This window comes from Streptomyces sp. 11x1, assembly GCF_032598905.1.
In the GTDB taxonomy this organism is placed as follows: Bacteria; Actinomycetota; Actinomycetes; order Streptomycetales; family Streptomycetaceae; genus Streptomyces.
This window is the reverse complement of record NZ_CP122458.1, coordinates 4,148,865-4,164,039: the sequence shown is the minus strand read 5'-3', so window position 1 is coordinate 4,164,039 and position 15,175 is coordinate 4,148,865. Positions and strand designations below refer to the sequence as shown.

General features: G+C 70.6%; 16 protein-coding genes and 3 tRNA genes. 15 read left to right on the top strand and 4 right to left on the bottom strand.

All coding sequences use genetic code 11. The features are described 5' to 3' along the window. Position 1: 1 nt before the first annotated feature. The 4 genes from P8T65_RS18070 to P8T65_RS18055 all read left to right on the top strand — a co-directional run bounded on the left by P8T65_RS18070 (position 2) and on the right by P8T65_RS18055 (position 4,664). Positions 2–1,609 (top strand): NADH-quinone oxidoreductase subunit M, encoded by a 1,608-nt coding sequence (locus P8T65_RS18070; protein WP_316726315.1) that lies wholly within the window; start codon positions 2–4, stop codon positions 1,607–1,609. An 11-nt stretch (positions 1,610–1,620) separates the two neighbouring features. Further along, positions 1,621–3,192: an NADH-quinone oxidoreductase subunit N gene (locus P8T65_RS18065; RefSeq protein ID WP_316731625.1), complete on the top strand. Its 1,572-nt coding sequence runs from the start codon at positions 1,621–1,623 to the stop codon at positions 3,190–3,192. Positions 3,193–3,405: 213 nt separating this feature from the next. After that, positions 3,406–4,269, top strand: coding sequence for a zinc metalloprotease HtpX (gene htpX, locus P8T65_RS18060; RefSeq protein WP_316726313.1), 864 nt, complete (start codon positions 3,406–3,408; stop codon positions 4,267–4,269). After that, a complete protein-coding gene (locus P8T65_RS18055) occupies positions 4,266–4,664 on the top strand; it encodes a YccF domain-containing protein (protein ID WP_230219534.1) in 399 nt (132 codons plus the stop codon). Before htpX ends, P8T65_RS18055 begins: the two co-directional genes overlap by 4 nt. Before the next feature lie 27 nt (positions 4,665–4,691). Here the strand turns inward: P8T65_RS18055 and P8T65_RS18050 are convergent, their stop codons facing one another. Then, complete coding sequence (locus P8T65_RS18050; RefSeq protein ID WP_316726311.1) at positions 4,692–5,933, bottom strand: APC family permease; 1,242 nt, start codon at positions 5,931–5,933, stop codon at positions 4,692–4,694. Between the two features lie 174 nt (positions 5,934–6,107). On the opposite strand from P8T65_RS18050, the gene P8T65_RS18045 reads away from it, so the two are divergent. Then, positions 6,108–6,374, top strand: coding sequence for a GlsB/YeaQ/YmgE family stress response membrane protein (locus P8T65_RS18045; RefSeq protein ID WP_060883639.1), 267 nt, complete (start codon positions 6,108–6,110; stop codon positions 6,372–6,374). A gap of 131 nt (positions 6,375–6,505) precedes the next feature. On the opposite strand, the gene P8T65_RS18040 is transcribed toward P8T65_RS18045, so the two are convergent. After that, positions 6,506–6,994: a YajQ family cyclic di-GMP-binding protein gene (locus P8T65_RS18040; protein WP_215448505.1), complete on the bottom strand. Its 489-nt coding sequence runs from the start codon at positions 6,992–6,994 to the stop codon at positions 6,506–6,508. Between the two features lie 166 nt (positions 6,995–7,160). On the opposite strand from P8T65_RS18040, the gene P8T65_RS18035 reads away from it, so the two are divergent. Both P8T65_RS18035 and P8T65_RS18030 read left to right on the top strand, forming a co-directional pair. Further along, positions 7,161–7,242, top strand: a tRNA-Tyr gene (locus tag P8T65_RS18035). Positions 7,243–7,361: 119 nt separating this feature from the next. Continuing rightward, a complete protein-coding gene (locus P8T65_RS18030; protein ID WP_316726310.1) occupies positions 7,362–7,568 on the top strand; it encodes a hypothetical protein in 207 nt (68 codons plus the stop codon). A gap of 54 nt (positions 7,569–7,622) precedes the next feature. On the opposite strand, the gene P8T65_RS18025 is transcribed toward P8T65_RS18030, so the two are convergent. Next, positions 7,623–8,279 carry an NAD(P)H-binding protein gene (locus P8T65_RS18025; RefSeq protein ID WP_316726309.1) on the bottom strand — a complete coding sequence of 219 codons (657 nt, stop codon included), beginning with the start codon at positions 8,277–8,279 and terminating at the stop codon, positions 7,623–7,625. 121 nt (positions 8,280–8,400) lie between these two features. On the opposite strand from P8T65_RS18025, the gene P8T65_RS18020 reads away from it, so the two are divergent. After that, entirely contained in the window at positions 8,401–9,489 is a 1,089-nt protein-coding gene (locus P8T65_RS18020) for a hypothetical protein (protein ID WP_316726308.1), read from the top strand. 118 nt (positions 9,490–9,607) lie between these two features. Here the strand turns inward: P8T65_RS18020 and P8T65_RS18015 are convergent, their stop codons facing one another. Further along, a complete protein-coding gene (locus P8T65_RS18015; RefSeq protein WP_316726307.1) occupies positions 9,608–10,876 on the bottom strand; it encodes an amidohydrolase family protein in 1,269 nt (422 codons plus the stop codon). 337 nt (positions 10,877–11,213) lie between these two features. Here P8T65_RS18015 and P8T65_RS18010 point away from each other — a divergent pair. From P8T65_RS18010 to P8T65_RS17980, 7 genes are all read left to right on the top strand, one after another. Continuing rightward, a tRNA-Thr gene (locus tag P8T65_RS18010) sits at positions 11,214–11,286 on the top strand. Between the two features lie 46 nt (positions 11,287–11,332). Then, positions 11,333–11,405: transfer RNA gene (locus P8T65_RS18005), tRNA-Met, on the top strand. A gap of 90 nt (positions 11,406–11,495) precedes the next feature. Further along, the gene (gene rpmG / locus P8T65_RS18000; protein ID WP_003948671.1) at positions 11,496–11,660 is read left to right on the top strand and encodes a 50S ribosomal protein L33; all 165 of its coding nucleotides are present in this window, start codon (positions 11,496–11,498) and stop codon (positions 11,658–11,660) included. A 133-nt stretch (positions 11,661–11,793) separates the two neighbouring features. Continuing rightward, entirely contained in the window at positions 11,794–12,246 is a 453-nt protein-coding gene (locus tag P8T65_RS17995; protein ID WP_184904693.1) for a MaoC family dehydratase N-terminal domain-containing protein, read from the top strand. A 7-nt stretch (positions 12,247–12,253) separates the two neighbouring features. Next, positions 12,254–12,682: a MaoC family dehydratase gene (locus P8T65_RS17990; RefSeq protein WP_316726306.1), complete on the top strand. Its 429-nt coding sequence runs from the start codon at positions 12,254–12,256 to the stop codon at positions 12,680–12,682. Positions 12,683–12,757: 75 nt separating this feature from the next. Then, complete coding sequence (locus tag P8T65_RS17985; RefSeq protein WP_316726305.1) at positions 12,758–13,813, top strand: UDP-N-acetylmuramate dehydrogenase; 1,056 nt, start codon at positions 12,758–12,760, stop codon at positions 13,811–13,813. Positions 13,814–14,066: 253 nt separating this feature from the next. Continuing rightward, the gene (locus tag P8T65_RS17980) at positions 14,067–15,158 is read left to right on the top strand and encodes an IS630 family transposase (protein ID WP_316726304.1); all 1,092 of its coding nucleotides are present in this window, start codon (positions 14,067–14,069) and stop codon (positions 15,156–15,158) included. Positions 15,159–15,175 lie beyond the last annotated feature (17 nt).

Below are 15,175 nucleotides of genomic sequence, written 5' to 3'. Positions count from 1 at the left end.
CGTGATCGATATCAACGAGTCCGTGATGCAGGTCCTTCTGGCGTTGATCGTCGTCGGCCCGCTCCTCGGCGCCGCCGCCGCTCTCCTCCCGGCCCCACCCGGACTGAAGGGGAAGTCACCCGAGCAGGCGGTGCTGCGCCACGGGATCACCGTGACCGGCGCGGTCCTCGTCGCCGCGATCGTCCTCGCGCTCGGCTTCGACCACGACCAGCCCTCGAAGATGCAGGCCAGCACGGACATCAGCTGGATCCCGGCACTCGACGTACGCATCCACCTCGGCATCGACGGCATCTCCCTCCCCCTTCTGGTCCTGACCGCGCTGCTGACCTTCCTCTGCGCGCTCTACTCCTACTTCAAGATGCCCACGGGGCCCTCCCCGAAGGCGTTCGTCGCTCTCCTGCTCGTCCTGGAGTCCGGCACCCTCGCCACCTTCGCCGTCCTCGACCTGCTGCTGTTCTTCCTCGCGTTCGAGATGGTGCTCATCCCGATGTACTTCCTCATCGCCCGCTGGGGCGGTGAGCAACGCACGCAAGCCGCTTGGAAGTTCATCCTCTACACCCTGCTCGGTTCCGTGGTCATGCTGCTGGGCCTGCTCCTGATCGGAATCAGGGCGGGCACATTCGACATGGTGGCACTCGCCACTGACAGTCACCCCGAACTGACCACATCCGTGCAGGTCATCGCCGCTTTGTCGATCGGGATCGGGCTCGCGGTCAAGACCCCGATGTGGCCGCTGCACAGCTGGCTGCCGGACGCCCACACCGCGGCCCCGACCGTCGGCTCGGTCCTGCTGGCCGGTGTCCTGCTGAAGATGGGCACCTACGGGTTCGTGCGCATCCTGCTGCCGATCACCCCCGACGGGTTCCGCACCTTCGCGCCGTACCTCGCCGCCTTCGCGGTCGTCGGCATCATCTACGGCTCCCTCGCCTGCCTCGCGCTCGCCCGACAGGGCGCCAAGGGCGACCTCAAGCGCCTGATCGCCTACTCCTCCGTGGGCCACATGGGCTTCGTGCTCCTCGGGATCGCCACGATGACCCCGACCGGCGTGAACGGCGCGCTCTTCGCCAACATCGCCCACGGCCTCATCACCGGCCTGCTGTTCTTCCTGGTCGGCGCCCTGAAGGACCGCACCGGCACCACCGACCTCGACACCCTCGCGCAGGAGACCGGCGCCGCCCTCTACGGCAGGGCCCCCCGCCTCGGCGGCCTCCTCGCCTTCGCCGCGGTGGCCTCCCTGGGCCTGCCTGGACTCGCCGGGTTCTGGGGCGAGATGCTGGCCCTGTTCGGCGCGTTCGAGCCCGCAGCGGGTCTCAGCCGCCCGGTCTTCCTCACCTTCATGACGATCGCCGCCTTCGGCACGCTCCTCACCGCCGCCTACCTGCTGATCGTGGTCCGCCGCGTGTGCATGGGCGCCGTCCCGAAGGAACCGGCGGAGGGACCACGCCGCACGGGCGAACAGACGTACGCCCTCGCGGACGTACAGACGTACGAGTTCGCGGCCTGGACCCCGCTCGTGGCCCTCACCGTCCTCGCCGGCCTCTGGCCCGCGGCCCTCCTCGGTCTGACCGACCCGGCCGTGCAGCAGCTCCTCGCAGGAGGCACCCGTTGAGCCCGAGCACCCTGGCCCAACCGCCGGTCCCGGCCCAGTCCGCCCAGGCCGCCCAGACCCTGGCCGAGTCGGTCGTCCAGTCCGTGGACTGGCTCGCGATCGCGCCACCCACCGTCGCCGCGGTCGTCGGCCTCGCCGTGCTCGTCGCCGACCTCTTCACGGACGACCGCAGGAAGGCCCTGCTCGGCTGGGTCTCCGTCACGGGACTCGCCGTCTCCCTGCTGGCCCTGCTGCCGCTCCTGGACGCCGACCGCGCCACCTTCTGCCTGACCGGCGCCCCGGACGTCTGCAGCTACACAGCCGACCGGTTCACCCTCGTCATCCAGTTCCTCGTCCTCGGTGGTGCCCTCCTCGCCGCCCTGCTGTCCATGACGGCCCTCAAGGACGACCGGAAGAAGCTCCCCGAAGGGGAGTTCTGGTTCCTGCTGCTGTCGTCCGCCGCCGGAGCCGCCCTCCTGCCCGCCTCCCGCGACCTAGCCACCCTCGTCGTCGCCCTGGAGGTCGCCTCCCTGCCCGCCTTCGCCCTCGTCGGCATCCGGCACGGCGACCGACGGTCCTCCGAGGCGGCCCTGAAGTTCTTCCTGTCGTCCGTCACCGCGACCGCCGTCAGCCTCCTGGGCATCAGCTTCGTCTACGCCACGACAGGCACCCTCTACCTCACCCAGATCGCCGACCGCGTCGAGAACGTCGACGGCCAGCTGCACACCCTCACCCAGGCCGGCGTCGTCCTCACCCTCATCGGCTTCGCCTTCAAGACGGCCGCCGTCCCCTTCCACTTCTGGGTCCCGGACACCTACGTGGGCGCCCCCCTGCCCGTCGCCGCCTACCTCTCCGTGGTCGGCAAGGCGGTCGGCTTCTCCGGCCTCATCCTCGTCACCGTCGTCGCCCTCCCGTCGTACGCCGACGTCTGGGGCCCCGCCCTCGCCGTGCTGGCCGCCCTCACCATGACCGTCGGCAACCTCGGCGCCCTGAGACAGGGCGCCACGCGCGCGTACAGCGCGGTCCGGCTGCTCGCCTGGTCCTCCGTCGGCCAGGCCGGCTACCTCCTCGTCCCGATCGCGGCGGCCGCCTACGCCGACGACACCGCAGACGCCGAGAAAGCGGTCGGCTCCACCGTCGCCTACGCCCTGATGTACGCCGCCGTGAACCTCGGCGCCTTCGCCGTGGCCGCCCTCGTCGGCCGCACGAAGCCCCTGAACCGGCTCAGCGACTACCGGGGCCTGTACGCGTCGAGCCCCCTGTCCGCCCTGCTCCTGGCCTTCTTCCTGCTCTGCCTCGCCGGACTGCCGCCGGGCATCATCGGCCTGTTCGCCAAGGTCATGGTCTTCTCGGCGGCCGTCGACGCGGGCCTCGGCTGGCTCGCCGTCGTGATGGCCGTCAACGTGGTGATCGCCCTCTTCTACTACCTCCAGTGGACGGCCCTGCTGTTCCGTGCCCCCGAGGGCGACACCGCGGCCGCGCCCCGGTCGCACCGCGTGCCCGCCCCGCTCACCCTGGCCCTCGCCCTCACCGGAATCATCGGCGTCGCCCTGTCCGGCGCACCCCAGCTCGTCCTGCGCTTCGCCGACATCGGCCTCTTCTAGCGAAGCCGCCGTCCCGCCTCGCCGAAGCCGCGGCCCCCTCGGCGAGGCGGCGGCCCCGCCCTCACCCGCCCGGCCCACCGGCCGGGCCGCGCGCACCAGGGAACTCGTCATCCCCGCCTGGCGTTGACCAGTACGGGAGGGTCCACTGAGAAGTGGAATCAACAGCTACAGCGAGCAAAGGGTTCCCCTGCCGCACGACCTGGAGGGCGTACCGTGCACCGCCGGCACAACGGGCTCAGGACCGCCGTTCTCCTCGGGGGACTGTCCGCACTCATCATCGTCATCGGAAGCCTCTTCGGCCGTACGGGCCTGATCATCGCGGTCGTCGTCGCCCTCGGCACAAACGCGTACGCGTACTGGAACAGCGACAAGCTGGCTCTACGCGCGATGCGCGCCCGCCCGGTCAGCGAGTTCGAGGCCCCGGCGCTCTACCGCATGGTCCGCGAGCTCTCCATGCAGGCCCGCCAGCCGATGCCGCGCCTGTACATCTCCCCGACGGACGCCCCGAACGCGTTCGCGACCGGCCGCAACCCGCGCAACGCGGCCGTGTGCTGCACCGACGGCATCCTCCGCCTGCTCGACGAGCGCGAGCTGCGCGGTGTCATCGGCCACGAGCTGAGCCATGTCTACAACCGCGACATCCTCATCTCGTCGGTCGCCGGCGCCCTCGCCTCCGTGATCATGTTCTTGGTCAACTTCGCCTGGCTGATCCCCATCGGCCGCTCGGACGACGACGACGGCCCCGGCCTCCTCGGCATGCTGCTGATCATGATCCTGGGGCCGCTCGCCGCGTCCCTCATCCAGCTCGCGATCAGCCGCTCCCGCGAGTACGAGGCGGACGCCTCCGGCGCCCAGCTCACCGGTGATCCACTTGCTCTCGCCAGTGCACTTCGCAAACTGGAAACGGGTACCAAGCAGCTCCCGCTGCCCCCCGAGCCCCGGATCGAGACCGCGAGCCACATGATGATCGCGAACCCCTTCCGGCCCGGCCGGGGATTCTCCAAGATGTTCTCGACCCACCCGCCGATGGCGGAACGCATCGCCCGACTCGAGAAGATGGCAGGCCCCCCACAGTGAAGACCGTACTGAACATCATCTGGCTGATCCTCAGCGGCTTCTGGCTCTTCCTCGGCTACCTGTTCGCAGGGTTGCTTCTGTGCATCACCATCATCGGTATCCCGTTCGGCATCGCGTCGTTCCGCATCGGGATCTATGCCCTGTGGCCCTTCGGGTACAGCGCCGTGGAGCGCCGTGACGCGGGCGCGCCCTCCTGCCTGGGCAACATCCTGTGGCTGCTCCTGGCGGGCTGGTGGCTGGCGCTGACCCACATCTTCACCGGCCTCGTCCTGTGCGTGACGATCATCGGCATCCCCTTCGGCATCGCCAACTTCAAGCTCGTCCCGGTCTCGCTGATGCCCCTGGGTCGCGAGATCGTCCGCTCCGACCAGCCGTTCGCCCAGCAGCGCTGGTGACGTGACGGGGCGGCCCGTACGCACGCCTCAGCGGCGCCGCCGCAGGCCGTACACGGCCGCCCCCACGCCCAGCACGACCGCGCCCACGGTCACCGACGACGAGGGCAGCGAGAACGCCAGCACGGCGCACCCGACGAGTCCGACCACCGGCACCACCCGGGTCAGGGGCGCCGAACTCAGCGTCCAGGCGGACGCGTTGGCGACCGCGTAGTACGCGAGGACCCCGAAGGACGAGAACCCGATCGCGCCCCGCACGTCGACCGTGGCGGCCAGAACGGCCACCACGGCACCGACGGCCAGCTCGGCCCGGTGCGGCACCTGGAAACGGGGGTGCACCGCGGCGAGCGCCCCGGGCAGGTGCCGGTCCCGGGCCATCGCCAGGGTCGTGCGCGAGACCCCCAGGATGAGCGCCAGCAGCGACCCGAGCGCCGCCACGGCGGCCCCCACCCGCACCACGGGCACCAGCCCCGGCACCCCGGCCGCCCGCACCGCGTCGGCCAGCGGAGCCGAGGCCTGCCCCAGCCCACCGGAGCCCAGCACGGCGAGCGCGGCGACCGCCACGGCCGCGTACACGACCAGCGCGATACCCAGCGCGAGCGGGATCGCGCGCGGGATGGTGCGCGCCGGATCCCGTACCTCCTCACCCAGGGTCGCGATCCGGGCGTACCCGGCGAACGCGAAGAACAGCAGCCCGGCCGCCTGGAGCACGCCGCCCACGCCCCCCGACGCCCCGATGTCCAGCCGCCCGGCGTCGGCCGCGCCGGACCCCAGACACACGACCACCACGGCGGCGAGGACCGCCAGCACCACCGCCACGATCGCCCGCGTCAGCCAGGCCGACTTCTGCACCCCGCCGTAGTTCACGGCCGTCAGCGCCACCACGGCCGCCACCGCGACGGCGTGCGCCTGCCCCGGCCACACGTACGCGCCCACGGTCAGGGCCATCGCCGCGCACGAGGCCGTCTTGCCGACGACGAACGACCAGCCGGCCAGGTACCCCCAGAACTCCCCGAGCCGCTCCCGCCCGTACACATAGGTGCCGCCCGACTCCGGGTACAGGGCCGCCAGTCGCGCCGACGACATGGCGTTGCAGTACGCGACCACCGCCGCGATCCCGAGCCCGAGCAGCAGCCCCGACCCGGCGGCGCGCGCCGCCGGTCCCAGCGCGGCGAAGATCCCCGCGCCGACCATCGCCCCGAGCCCGACGACCACCGCGTCCCCGACGCCGAGCGTGCGGTGCAGCTCAGCGCCCGATCCGGCTTGTGTCATGTGCCGCACCCTACTGACCAACGCAACCACCGGATGTCGGGGAGGCGTCCTCCCGGACAACAGGAGCAGGACGGACGAAAGAAGGTACGGCCGGGAACCCGGCCGCTGTCCGTTGTGGGGGGAAACACAGCACGGGTACCGCACAGGTACGGCACGAAAGGGCAGGTGCACGGCATGAGCATCATCGGCTGGATCGTCTTGGGGCTGTTGGCCGGAGCCATCGCCAAGTTCCTGCTGCCGGGCCGCGACCCGGGCGGCTTCATCGGCACGACCCTCATCGGCGTCGCGGGCGCCTTCATCGGCGGCTGGATCTCCGCCCGCTGGCTGGACCACCCGATCTCCGAGAACTTCTACGACGGCGCGACCTGGGCGGCGGCGATCGGCGGTTCCCTGGTCCTGCTGATCGCCTACCGCATCCTGTTCGGCCACTCCCGCCGCTGACCGCGCGACCACGCCAGGGACACGCACGAAAGGGTGGGCAACACGGCGAACCGTGCAGCCCACCCTTCCTCGTACGCTCGTACGCTCGCTCGGGTGCGAGAAACGCTCCTACGGGCGCTACGCGCCGCTCGTCACCGGTAGTTGACGAACTGCACCGCGAAGTCGAAGTCCTTGCCCTTGAGCAGGGCGATCACGGCCTGGAGGTCGTCGCGGCTCTTGGAGCTGACGCGGAGCTCGTCACCCTGGACCTGGGCCTTGACGCCTTTGGGACCCTCGTCGCGAATGATCTTCGCCACCTTCTTGGCGTTCTCCTGGGAGATGCCCTCCTCGATCGAGGCGAAGATCTTGTACTCCTTGCCGGACAGCTGGGGCTCACCCGCGTCCAGCGACTTCAGGGAGATCCCGCGCTTGATCAGCTTGGACTGGAAGACGTCGAGGATGGCCTTCACCCGGTCCTCGGAGTTCGCCTCCATGAGGATCTTCTCGCCGGACCACGAGATCGAGGCGCCGACGCCCTTGAAGTCGTAGCGCTGGGAGATCTCCTTGGCGGCCTGGTTGAGGGCGTTGTCGACCTCCTGCCGCTCGACCTTCGAGACGATGTCGAAACTGGAGTCGGCCATGTCCTGTGGCTCCTTGCATCGGTGAAACGGGAGGCGACAAGCCTAGCCACCCCGCCCCCACGCGCACTGATCAATCAGGTGGCGAAGCACCCCCGAGCATCAGGTATCGTTTACGACGTCGCCACGGAGGGCCGCCGAAAAGCGGTTCGAAGGACGACAAATCCCAGGCGGTGTGCCCGAGTGGCCAATGGGAGCGGACTGTAAATCCGTCGGCTTAGCCTACCCAGGTTCGAATCCTGGCGCCGCCACGTGGAGGGAAGCCCCTTCCGGACTGTGAGAGCAGTTCGGGAGGGGCTTCTTCGTGTGCGCGGTGTGGGTGCGTGTGCGGATCCGGTCAGGGCTCTCGGCGGCCAGGCACACTGACTGCATGTCATCGCGTCGCAGGAACTGCCCCGAGTGCCGTCGTGAGATCGCCGTCGTGGCGGGGCGGTTCGCGCGGCACGATCCGCCGGGGGCCAGCGGGGAACTCGTGTCGTGTCCCGGGTCGCGCAGGCCGGCCCAGCTGGGGGCGGCCCAGCCCGCGCTCGACCGTTTCGTCGTCCCCGAGTTCCCCGGTCAGCTGCCCCTCTTCTGACTCCAGGGGTGACTCCAGGGGCCAGCCGGCGGTCGGCCCGGGTGCCCCGCCCCCTCAGTTGCCCGCCACCGACTTCACCGCCACCGACACCGGTGTCGAACCGCTGATCAGCTCCAGGGTGAGACCGGCCGTCGCAGGGGTGTCGAGGAGTTCGAAGAGCGTCGCGGCCACGTCGTCACGGGGGACCGGACCGCGCCCGGTGGACGCCTCCAGACGGACGAGGCCCGTGCCGGCGTCGTCGGTCAGCATGCCGGGTCGCAGGATCGTCCAGTCCAGTGCGTCCAGGCCGCGCACATAGGCGTCGGCCTGGCCCTTGGCCCGAAGGTACACGTCGAAGACGCCGTCGCCCTCGTGGTCCGGATCCGCCCCCATGGACGAGACGACCAGGTGACGTCGTACGCCCGTAAGCACCGCGGCGTCCGCGAACAGGACCGCCGCCCCGCGGTCGACCGTGTCCTTGCGTGCCGTTCCACTGCCCGGACCCGCGCCCGCAGCGAACACGGCCGCGTCCGCGCCCTGCAGATGCGCGGCGACCTTCTCCACCGACGCCGACTCCAGATCGCACAGCACCGGTTCGGCACCGGCCGCGCGCAGATCGTCCGCCTGTTCCGGGCGGCGGATGATCCCCGCCACCTCGTCACCGCGCGCGGCGAGCAACCGCTCCAGCCGCAGCGCGATCTGACCATGACCTCCAGCGATGACAATGCGCATGTTTCCGACCGTACGCCCGACCCGACGCGTTTGCCGCGCAACCATTCGGCCGTCCCGAGTGTCTCCACCATGTTCGCCGTACCGGCGAGCGCAGGAATTCACGGGGGGACCCATCACCGTCATGCGTAACGCCATCTCCACGACCGTCGTACGTACGTCCATGAAGCGCGCATCCGCCGCGGGGGCGCCCGTGGCCCGCCGGGCCTTCACCGGGGTCGGCTGCGCCGCGGCCGTCCTCGTCACGGTGGCCGCCTGCGGGACCGTGCAGAATCTGACTGCGGGCCAGAAGGTCGACAACGCCGTCGAGCGGCTGGGCGAGCAGAAGTCGCTGGCCTTCGGGATCCGGCTCGACGCCGACCCGGACGACCTCGTCGCGCTGATGGGCGAGGACAGCGAGGAAGTGCCGCCGGAGATGGCGGAGTTCTTCACCGGGCTGCGCGTCGACGTGTCGGTCACCTCGAAGAAGCCGCTCGCCGCGTCCGGTGAGAAGGACGTCACCGGCATGGGCATGAAGATCTCGGGCGAGGAGGGCGTGTTCGCCGAGTACCGGCTCGTCGGCGACTACACGTACTACCGCGCAGACATGCAGGCCATGGGCGACGCGATGGGCATGCCCTTCCCGACGGCCGACGAGCTCGACGAACTCCCCGAGGAGGAGCAGCACATGCGGCCGCTCCTGGAGGGCGACTGGGTCAAGGTCGACACGTCCGACCTGCAGGACGCCGCCGAGGACGCGGGCGCCGACGCCGGCTCGGGCGGCTCCGACGAACTCGACGCCAAGACCCAGAAGAAGATCCTCTCCGCGGTCCGCGGAGTCGTCGCCCGCGAGGTCGACTTCAAGACCAAGAACGGCGAGGACGGCACCGAGGTCATCACCGCCAAGGCCAACTTCCGCGACCTGCTCACCGGGATCGTCGACAAGCTCCAGCCCATCGAGGGCGACCTCCCGGCAGGGGCCGAACTCCCCACGGGCGAGGACATGAAGGACGCCCCGAACAAGAAGGTCGCGGTCGACTTCACCCTCAAGAACGGTGACCTCACCCGCATCGAGACCGACCTCGCGGTCCTCGCCGACGACGCGAAGGGCGTCAAGGCCCCGCTCGTCCTCACCTTCGGCAAGGCCGGCGACATCAGCGCCCCCAAGGGCGCGTCCGAGATCCCGGTCGAGGAGTTCGGCGGCCCGCTGGGCAGCGGGATGTTCCCCGTCTGACCGACACGGGGGCGCCCCCTCTCCGGACGGAGCACGCGCGCGTGGAGCACGAAATCGCCCCACGCGCGCGTGCCGCGACCTCCGGGGTCGCCCCACGCGCGCGTGCCGCGACCCCGGATCACGACGGCTCCCCCCGCCCCTGCCGAGGCAGCCCCGGCGCCGTGCTCGTCGCCGTGCCGCCGTACTCGCGTACCGCGCTGGTGCGCGCCACCACACGCCCCCGATGCACGACGATCCGGCTGTACGCCAGCGACAGGACCCCCGAGAGTCGCGCGCCTCGCACAGCGAGCAGCTCGGCGGGGAAACCGGCCTCGACGCGCACCTCGGGCAGCCCCAGGGCGGCACGCGCCGCCCCGCTGACGGTGTCGTACGCCTCCTCGGGCCGCAGCCCGTACCGGGACGCCAGCAGGTACGCCGCTTCCAGGGGGTCCCCGCGGCCGACCGGGTTCGACACGTCCCGCAGCGCCCCGCTGCCCGCCGCGACGCGCACACCGGCCGCGCGCAGCAGCCGTACGGGCGCCGTGCCCCGGCGGTCCACGGTGCCGCAGCCGCCCTGCGGGAGACAGACGACGGTCACCCCGGCCGCGGCGAGCTGGTCGGCGGCGCGGGCGGCGGCCTGGGAGGGAAGGCGGGCGAGACCGCCGCACGGGCCGAGCGTCACACCCGGCCGCAGGCCGCCCGCCATGGCCGCGAGCCGCGCGAGCCGGGCGGGGTCGTCGCCGTCGGTGTGCAGGTCGACCGGGCAGTCGTGCTCGGATGCGATCTCCAGGACCGCCTCCACGTACCCGGTGGGATCGGGGTCCAGGTCCGGGCAGCCGCCGACCACGGAGGCGCCCATCTTCACCGCGTCCCGCAGGATCGCGAGCCCGTCCGCCCCCGCCACCCCGGTCAGCACCCGGGGCATCGCCACCGTTCGCACCTCGACGAGGCCGCGCAGGGCCTGCCGCGCGGCGTGCACCGCCGCCAGCGCCCCCAGCCCCTGCACACCGCCCACGTGGACGTGCGAGCGCAACGCCGTGGCCCCGTGCCCGAGTTGCAGCAGCGCGGCCTCGGTGGCCCGCCGCTGGACATCCAGGTCGTCGTACGGGACGGGCCCCGCGAAATCGGCCGACAGGGCCGTGTCGCCGTGCGCGTGCGGCTCGACGGGAGCCGGCAGGAGCAGATGGCCGCCGAGGTCCACCCGGGTGGCGGACACCCCGGACGGGGCGGGCCCGGGGCCCAGACTGCCCGCCGTGCCGACCGCCTCGATCCGCCCGCCGCCCAGCCGGACGTCCACCATCCGGCCGTCGGTCAGTCGCGCCCCGCACAGCAGCAGGGCGCCGGTCTCGTCCGGGCCCGAGGGCGGGCCGGAGGAGGAGGGGGACGGCTGCGGCTGGCTGTCGGGCATCGCGCTCCTGGGGCTACAAGATCACGCAGAGTGAGTCGAGCCTAGGCGGGCCACCCGCCCTCGTCGCGGAGGAGCGCAATAGTCGTACCGGAGCGGTTCACCTGCCGGGAGAGGTGACGGCGACGGCCGGTGGGAGGCGGGGGACTGCCGGGAGAGCCGGGGGCGGTGGTGTGCGTGGGACCTGCGCGGCCTGCGGAAACGGGACGGGCGACAGCTCCCCGGCGGCTCCGGGAACCTCTGTGGACGACCCTCGGACGGCGCCCGGGCGATCCATGGATGCGGGCCGGGAAACGGATTTGGGCGATCGGCGGTGGGGCGTGTAATGTCTTCATCGCTCGCCCCAATAGCTCAGTCGGCAGAGCGTCTCCATGGTAAGGAGAAGGTCTACGGTTCGATTCCGTATTGGGGCTCTGGTGTGAAAGGTTCCCGTCGCAAGGCGGGATCCGATCGCATCACAGCGGTGTAGCTCAGTCGGTAGAGCAAGCGGCTCATAATCGCTGTGTCACCGGTTCAAGTCCGGTCACCGCTACTGACAGTAGCCGATTGCGGGGTCGGTCCTTCGATCGGCTACTCTTTCTTGCGTTAAACCAATCCCATCCGTTCGTCAAGGAGCACTCACGTGGCTGCCACCGACGTCCGCCCGAAGATCACGCTGGCCTGCGTGGAGTGCAAGGAGCGGAACTACATCACCAAGAAGAACCGGCGTAACAACCCGGACCGACTGGAGATGAAGAAGCACTGCCCGCGTTGCAACGCGCACACCGCGCACCGCGAAACGCGATAGATCAGGCTCGTACACGAGGCCGTCCCCGAGTGATCGGGGGCGGCCTCGCGTCGTTACACCGACCAGTACCGGTCAGTACTGCCGGTGCCGGTCAGTACCGCCGTATCCGCAGCAACCAGGAGGTGCCGAGCCCATGGCGCTCGACCAGTCCTTCGTGGGGCGTACCTACCCGCCCACCGACCCCTACGAGGTCGGCCGGGAGAAGATCCGCGAGTTCGCGGAGGCCGTGGGGGACACCAACCCCGTCTACACGGACCCCGAGGCGGCCAAGGCGCTCGGGTACGCCGATGTGATCGCCCCGCCGACCTTCGTGTTCTCGATCACCTTCCAGGCGGCGGCACAGGTCGTCCAGGACCCCCAGTTGGGCCTCGACTACAGCCGGGTGGTGCACGGCGACCAGAAGTTCGCCCACAAGCGCCCCGTGCGCGCCGGTGACCGCCTCACCGTCACCTCCACCATCGAGGCGATCAAGTCCCTCGCGGGCAACGACATCCTGGACATCCGCGGCGAGGTCCACGACGAGTCCGGTGAGCACGTCGTGACCGCCTGGACCAAGCTCGTGGCCCGCGCGGCCGAGGAGGCGTGAGAACCCGATGACCGCGAAGATCTCCTACGACGACGTCGAGGTCGGCACCGAACTGCCCGCCCAGAGCTTCGGCGTGACCCGCGCCACCCTCGTCCGGTACGCGGGTGCCTCCGGCGACTTCAACCCGATCCACTGGAACGAGAAGTTCGCCAAGGAGGTCGGCCTCCCGGACGTGATCGCGCACGGCATGTTCACCATGGCCGAGGCGATCCGTGTCGTCACCGACTGGACCGGCGACCCGGGCTCGGTCCTCGAGTACGGCGTCCGCTTCACCAAGCCCGTGGTCGTCCCCAACGACGACGAGGGCGCCACCATCGAGGTCAGCGCCAAGATCGGCGCCAAGCTCGACGACAACACCGTCCGCGTCGACCTGACGGCCATGAGCGGCGGCCAGAAGGTCCTGGGCATGTCCCGCGCGGTCGTCCGACTGGCCTGACGGCCCACGCCTCACGGCCGCACCCCCACGGTCCCCCGCCCCTCCCCGGTGCGGGGGTCTCGTACTCTTGAGCCCGTGCAGGAACTCCACGACGCCCCCCTCGCCCCGCTGACCACCTTCCGGCTGGGCGGGCCCGCGCGCCGGCTGATCACCGCTACCACCGACGACGAGGTCGTCGCCGCCGTCCGCGAGGCCGACGACACCGGTACGCCGCTGCTGCTCATCGGCGGTGGCTCCAACCTGGTGATCGGCGACCAGGGCTTCGCCGGAACCGCGCTGGTCATCGCCACCAAGGGCTTCGCGCTCGACGGGACACGGCTGGAGCTGGCCGCCGGCGAGGTGTGGACCGACGCGGTCGCCCGCGCCGTCGAGGCCGGGCTCGCCGGGATCGAGTGCCTGGCCGGCATCCCCGGCTCCGCGGGCGCCACACCGATCCAGAACGTGGGCGCGTACGGCCAGGAGGTCGCCTCCACCATCACCGAGGTCGTCGCCTACGACCGCCGCACCCGCGAGACCGTCACCGTCCCGAACACCGAGTGCGCCTTCTCCTACCGCCACAGCCGCTTCAAGGACGAGCCGGAGCGCTATGTCGTCCTGCGGGTCCGGTTCGAACTGGAGGACGCGGGCGGCCTGTCGGGTCCGATCAAGTACGCCGAGACGGCCCGCACGCTCGGCGTCGAACCCGGCGACCGGGTGCCCCTCGCCGAGGCCCGCGAGACCGTGCTGAAGCTGCGCGCCGGGAAGGGCATGGTGCTCGACCCCGAGGACCACGACACCTGGTCCGCCGGATCGTTCTTCACCAACCCGATCCTCACCGACGAGCAGTACGCCGCCTTCCACGCGCGCGTGCGCGCGCGCCTCGGGGACGACGTCACCCCGCCCGCCTACGCCGCCGGCGACGGCCACACCAAGACCTCCGCCGCCTGGCTGATCGACAAGGCCGGCTTCACCAAGGGATACGGCACCGGGCCCGCCCGGATCTCCACCAAACACACCCTGGCCCTCACCAACCGGGGCGCCGCCACCACCGAGGACCTGCTCGCCCTGGCCCGCGAGGTCGTCACCGGAGTCCGTGACGCCTTCGGCATCACCCTGGTCAACGAGCCGGTGACGGTCGGCGTCAGCCTCTAGTCCCTGTCGTCACATTCCCGCCTGCCCCGCGACGCCATGCACGCGCTCTCGACGCACCGGGCACCGACCCGAGTACGTCTGGTACGCCGGTCGGTGCCCGGCACGCCGAGAGCACGCTCCCCCGGTCTCGGCTGCGCTCGACCGGGAGGTACCCCCACGACGCCGCCAGCCCGCCCTTCGGGCGACGACGGGAATGTGACGACAGGGCCTAGTGTCCTGAGTCTTTATTTCGCTAAAGAAGTAGGCTGGGCTCATGGCGCGTATGGGTCGGCCGACGGTCGAAGTGGTCCTGACGGATGAGGAGCGAGAGACGCTGCTGCGCTGGTCGCGGCGAGCAACGTCCTCGCAGGCTCTGGCGTTGCGGTGCCGGATCGTGCTTGCGTGTGCTGAGGGCGGTTCGAACACCGTGGTGGGAGCGGAGCTTGGGGTCCACCCGGTCACGGTGGCCAAGTGGCGCAGGCGGTTCGCGGCCGACCGGCTCCAGGGCCTGTCCGACGAGCCGCGGCCCGGCCCGCCCCGCACGGTGAGCGACGAAAAGGTCGAGGAGGTGGTCGTGCGGACCCTGGAGACCACCCCGAAGAACGCCACGCACTGGTCGACGCGGGGAATGGCCGCGGCCAGCGGCCTGAGCCAGTCCACCATCTCGCGGATCTGGCGGACCTTCGGCCTCAAACCGCATCTGGTGGACACCTTCAAGCTGTCCAAGGACCCGCAGTTCATCGAGAAGGTCCGCGACGTCGTCGGCCTGTACCTGGACCCGCCCGAGCGGGCCATCGTCCTCTGTGTGGACGAGAAGTCGCAGATCCAGGCACTGGACCGGTCGGCACCGGTGCTGCCGATGATGCCGGGCATGCCCGAGCGCCGCACCCACGACTACCTGCGCGGCGGCGTGACGACCCTGTTCGCCGCCCTGAACGCGGCCACCGGCGAGGTCATCAGCTCGCTCCACCGCCGGCACCGCGCGGTGGAGTTCAAGAAGTTCCTGGCCAAGCTGGACAAGGAGGTCCCCGACCATCTCGACGTCCACCTGATCTGCGACAACTACGCCACCCACAAGACGCCCGCGATCCAGAAGTGGCTGCTGGCCCATCCGCGGTTCCACATGCACTTCACCCCGACCAGCGCCTCCTGGCTCAACCAAGTGGAGCGCTGGTTCGCCCTGCTGACGGACAAGCAGATACGGCGTGGCGTCCACAGGAACGTCCAAGCCCTGGAGAAGGACATCCGGACCTGGATCGCCGACTGGAACGACAACCCCAAGCCCTTCGTCTGGACGAAGACCGCTGACGAGATCTTCGAACGCCTCACCGGATATCTGAACCGAATCAAAGACTCAGGACACTAGGAGACCGCTGAAGATCT

Excerpts from the sequence above, each read along its gene's own strand:
- P8T65_RS18040 (WP_215448505.1), bottom strand. The coding sequence starts at position 6,994 with ATGGCCGACTCCAGTTTCGACATCGTCTCGAAGGTCGAGCGGCAGGAG.
- P8T65_RS17980 (WP_316726304.1), top strand. The coding sequence starts at position 14,067 with ATGGCGCGTATGGGTCGGCCGACGGTCGAAGTGGTCCTGACGGATGAG.
- P8T65_RS18030 (WP_316726310.1), top strand. The coding sequence starts at position 7,362 with ATGTCATCGCGTCGCAGGAACTGCCCCGAGTGCCGTCGTGAGATCGCC.
- P8T65_RS18015 (WP_316726307.1), bottom strand. The coding sequence starts at position 10,876 with ATGCCCGACAGCCAGCCGCAGCCGTCCCCCTCCTCCTCCGGCCCGCCC.
- P8T65_RS17990 (WP_316726306.1), top strand. The coding sequence starts at position 12,254 with ATGACCGCGAAGATCTCCTACGACGACGTCGAGGTCGGCACCGAACTG.
- P8T65_RS18050 (WP_316726311.1), bottom strand. The coding sequence starts at position 5,933 with ATGACACAAGCCGGATCGGGCGCTGAGCTGCACCGCACGCTCGGCGTC.
- P8T65_RS18020 (WP_316726308.1), top strand. The coding sequence starts at position 8,401 with ATGCGTAACGCCATCTCCACGACCGTCGTACGTACGTCCATGAAGCGC.
- P8T65_RS17995 (WP_184904693.1), top strand. The coding sequence starts at position 11,794 with ATGGCGCTCGACCAGTCCTTCGTGGGGCGTACCTACCCGCCCACCGAC.
- P8T65_RS18045 (WP_060883639.1), top strand. The coding sequence starts at position 6,108 with ATGAGCATCATCGGCTGGATCGTCTTGGGGCTGTTGGCCGGAGCCATC.
- P8T65_RS18025 (WP_316726309.1), bottom strand. The coding sequence starts at position 8,279 with ATGCGCATTGTCATCGCTGGAGGTCATGGTCAGATCGCGCTGCGGCTG.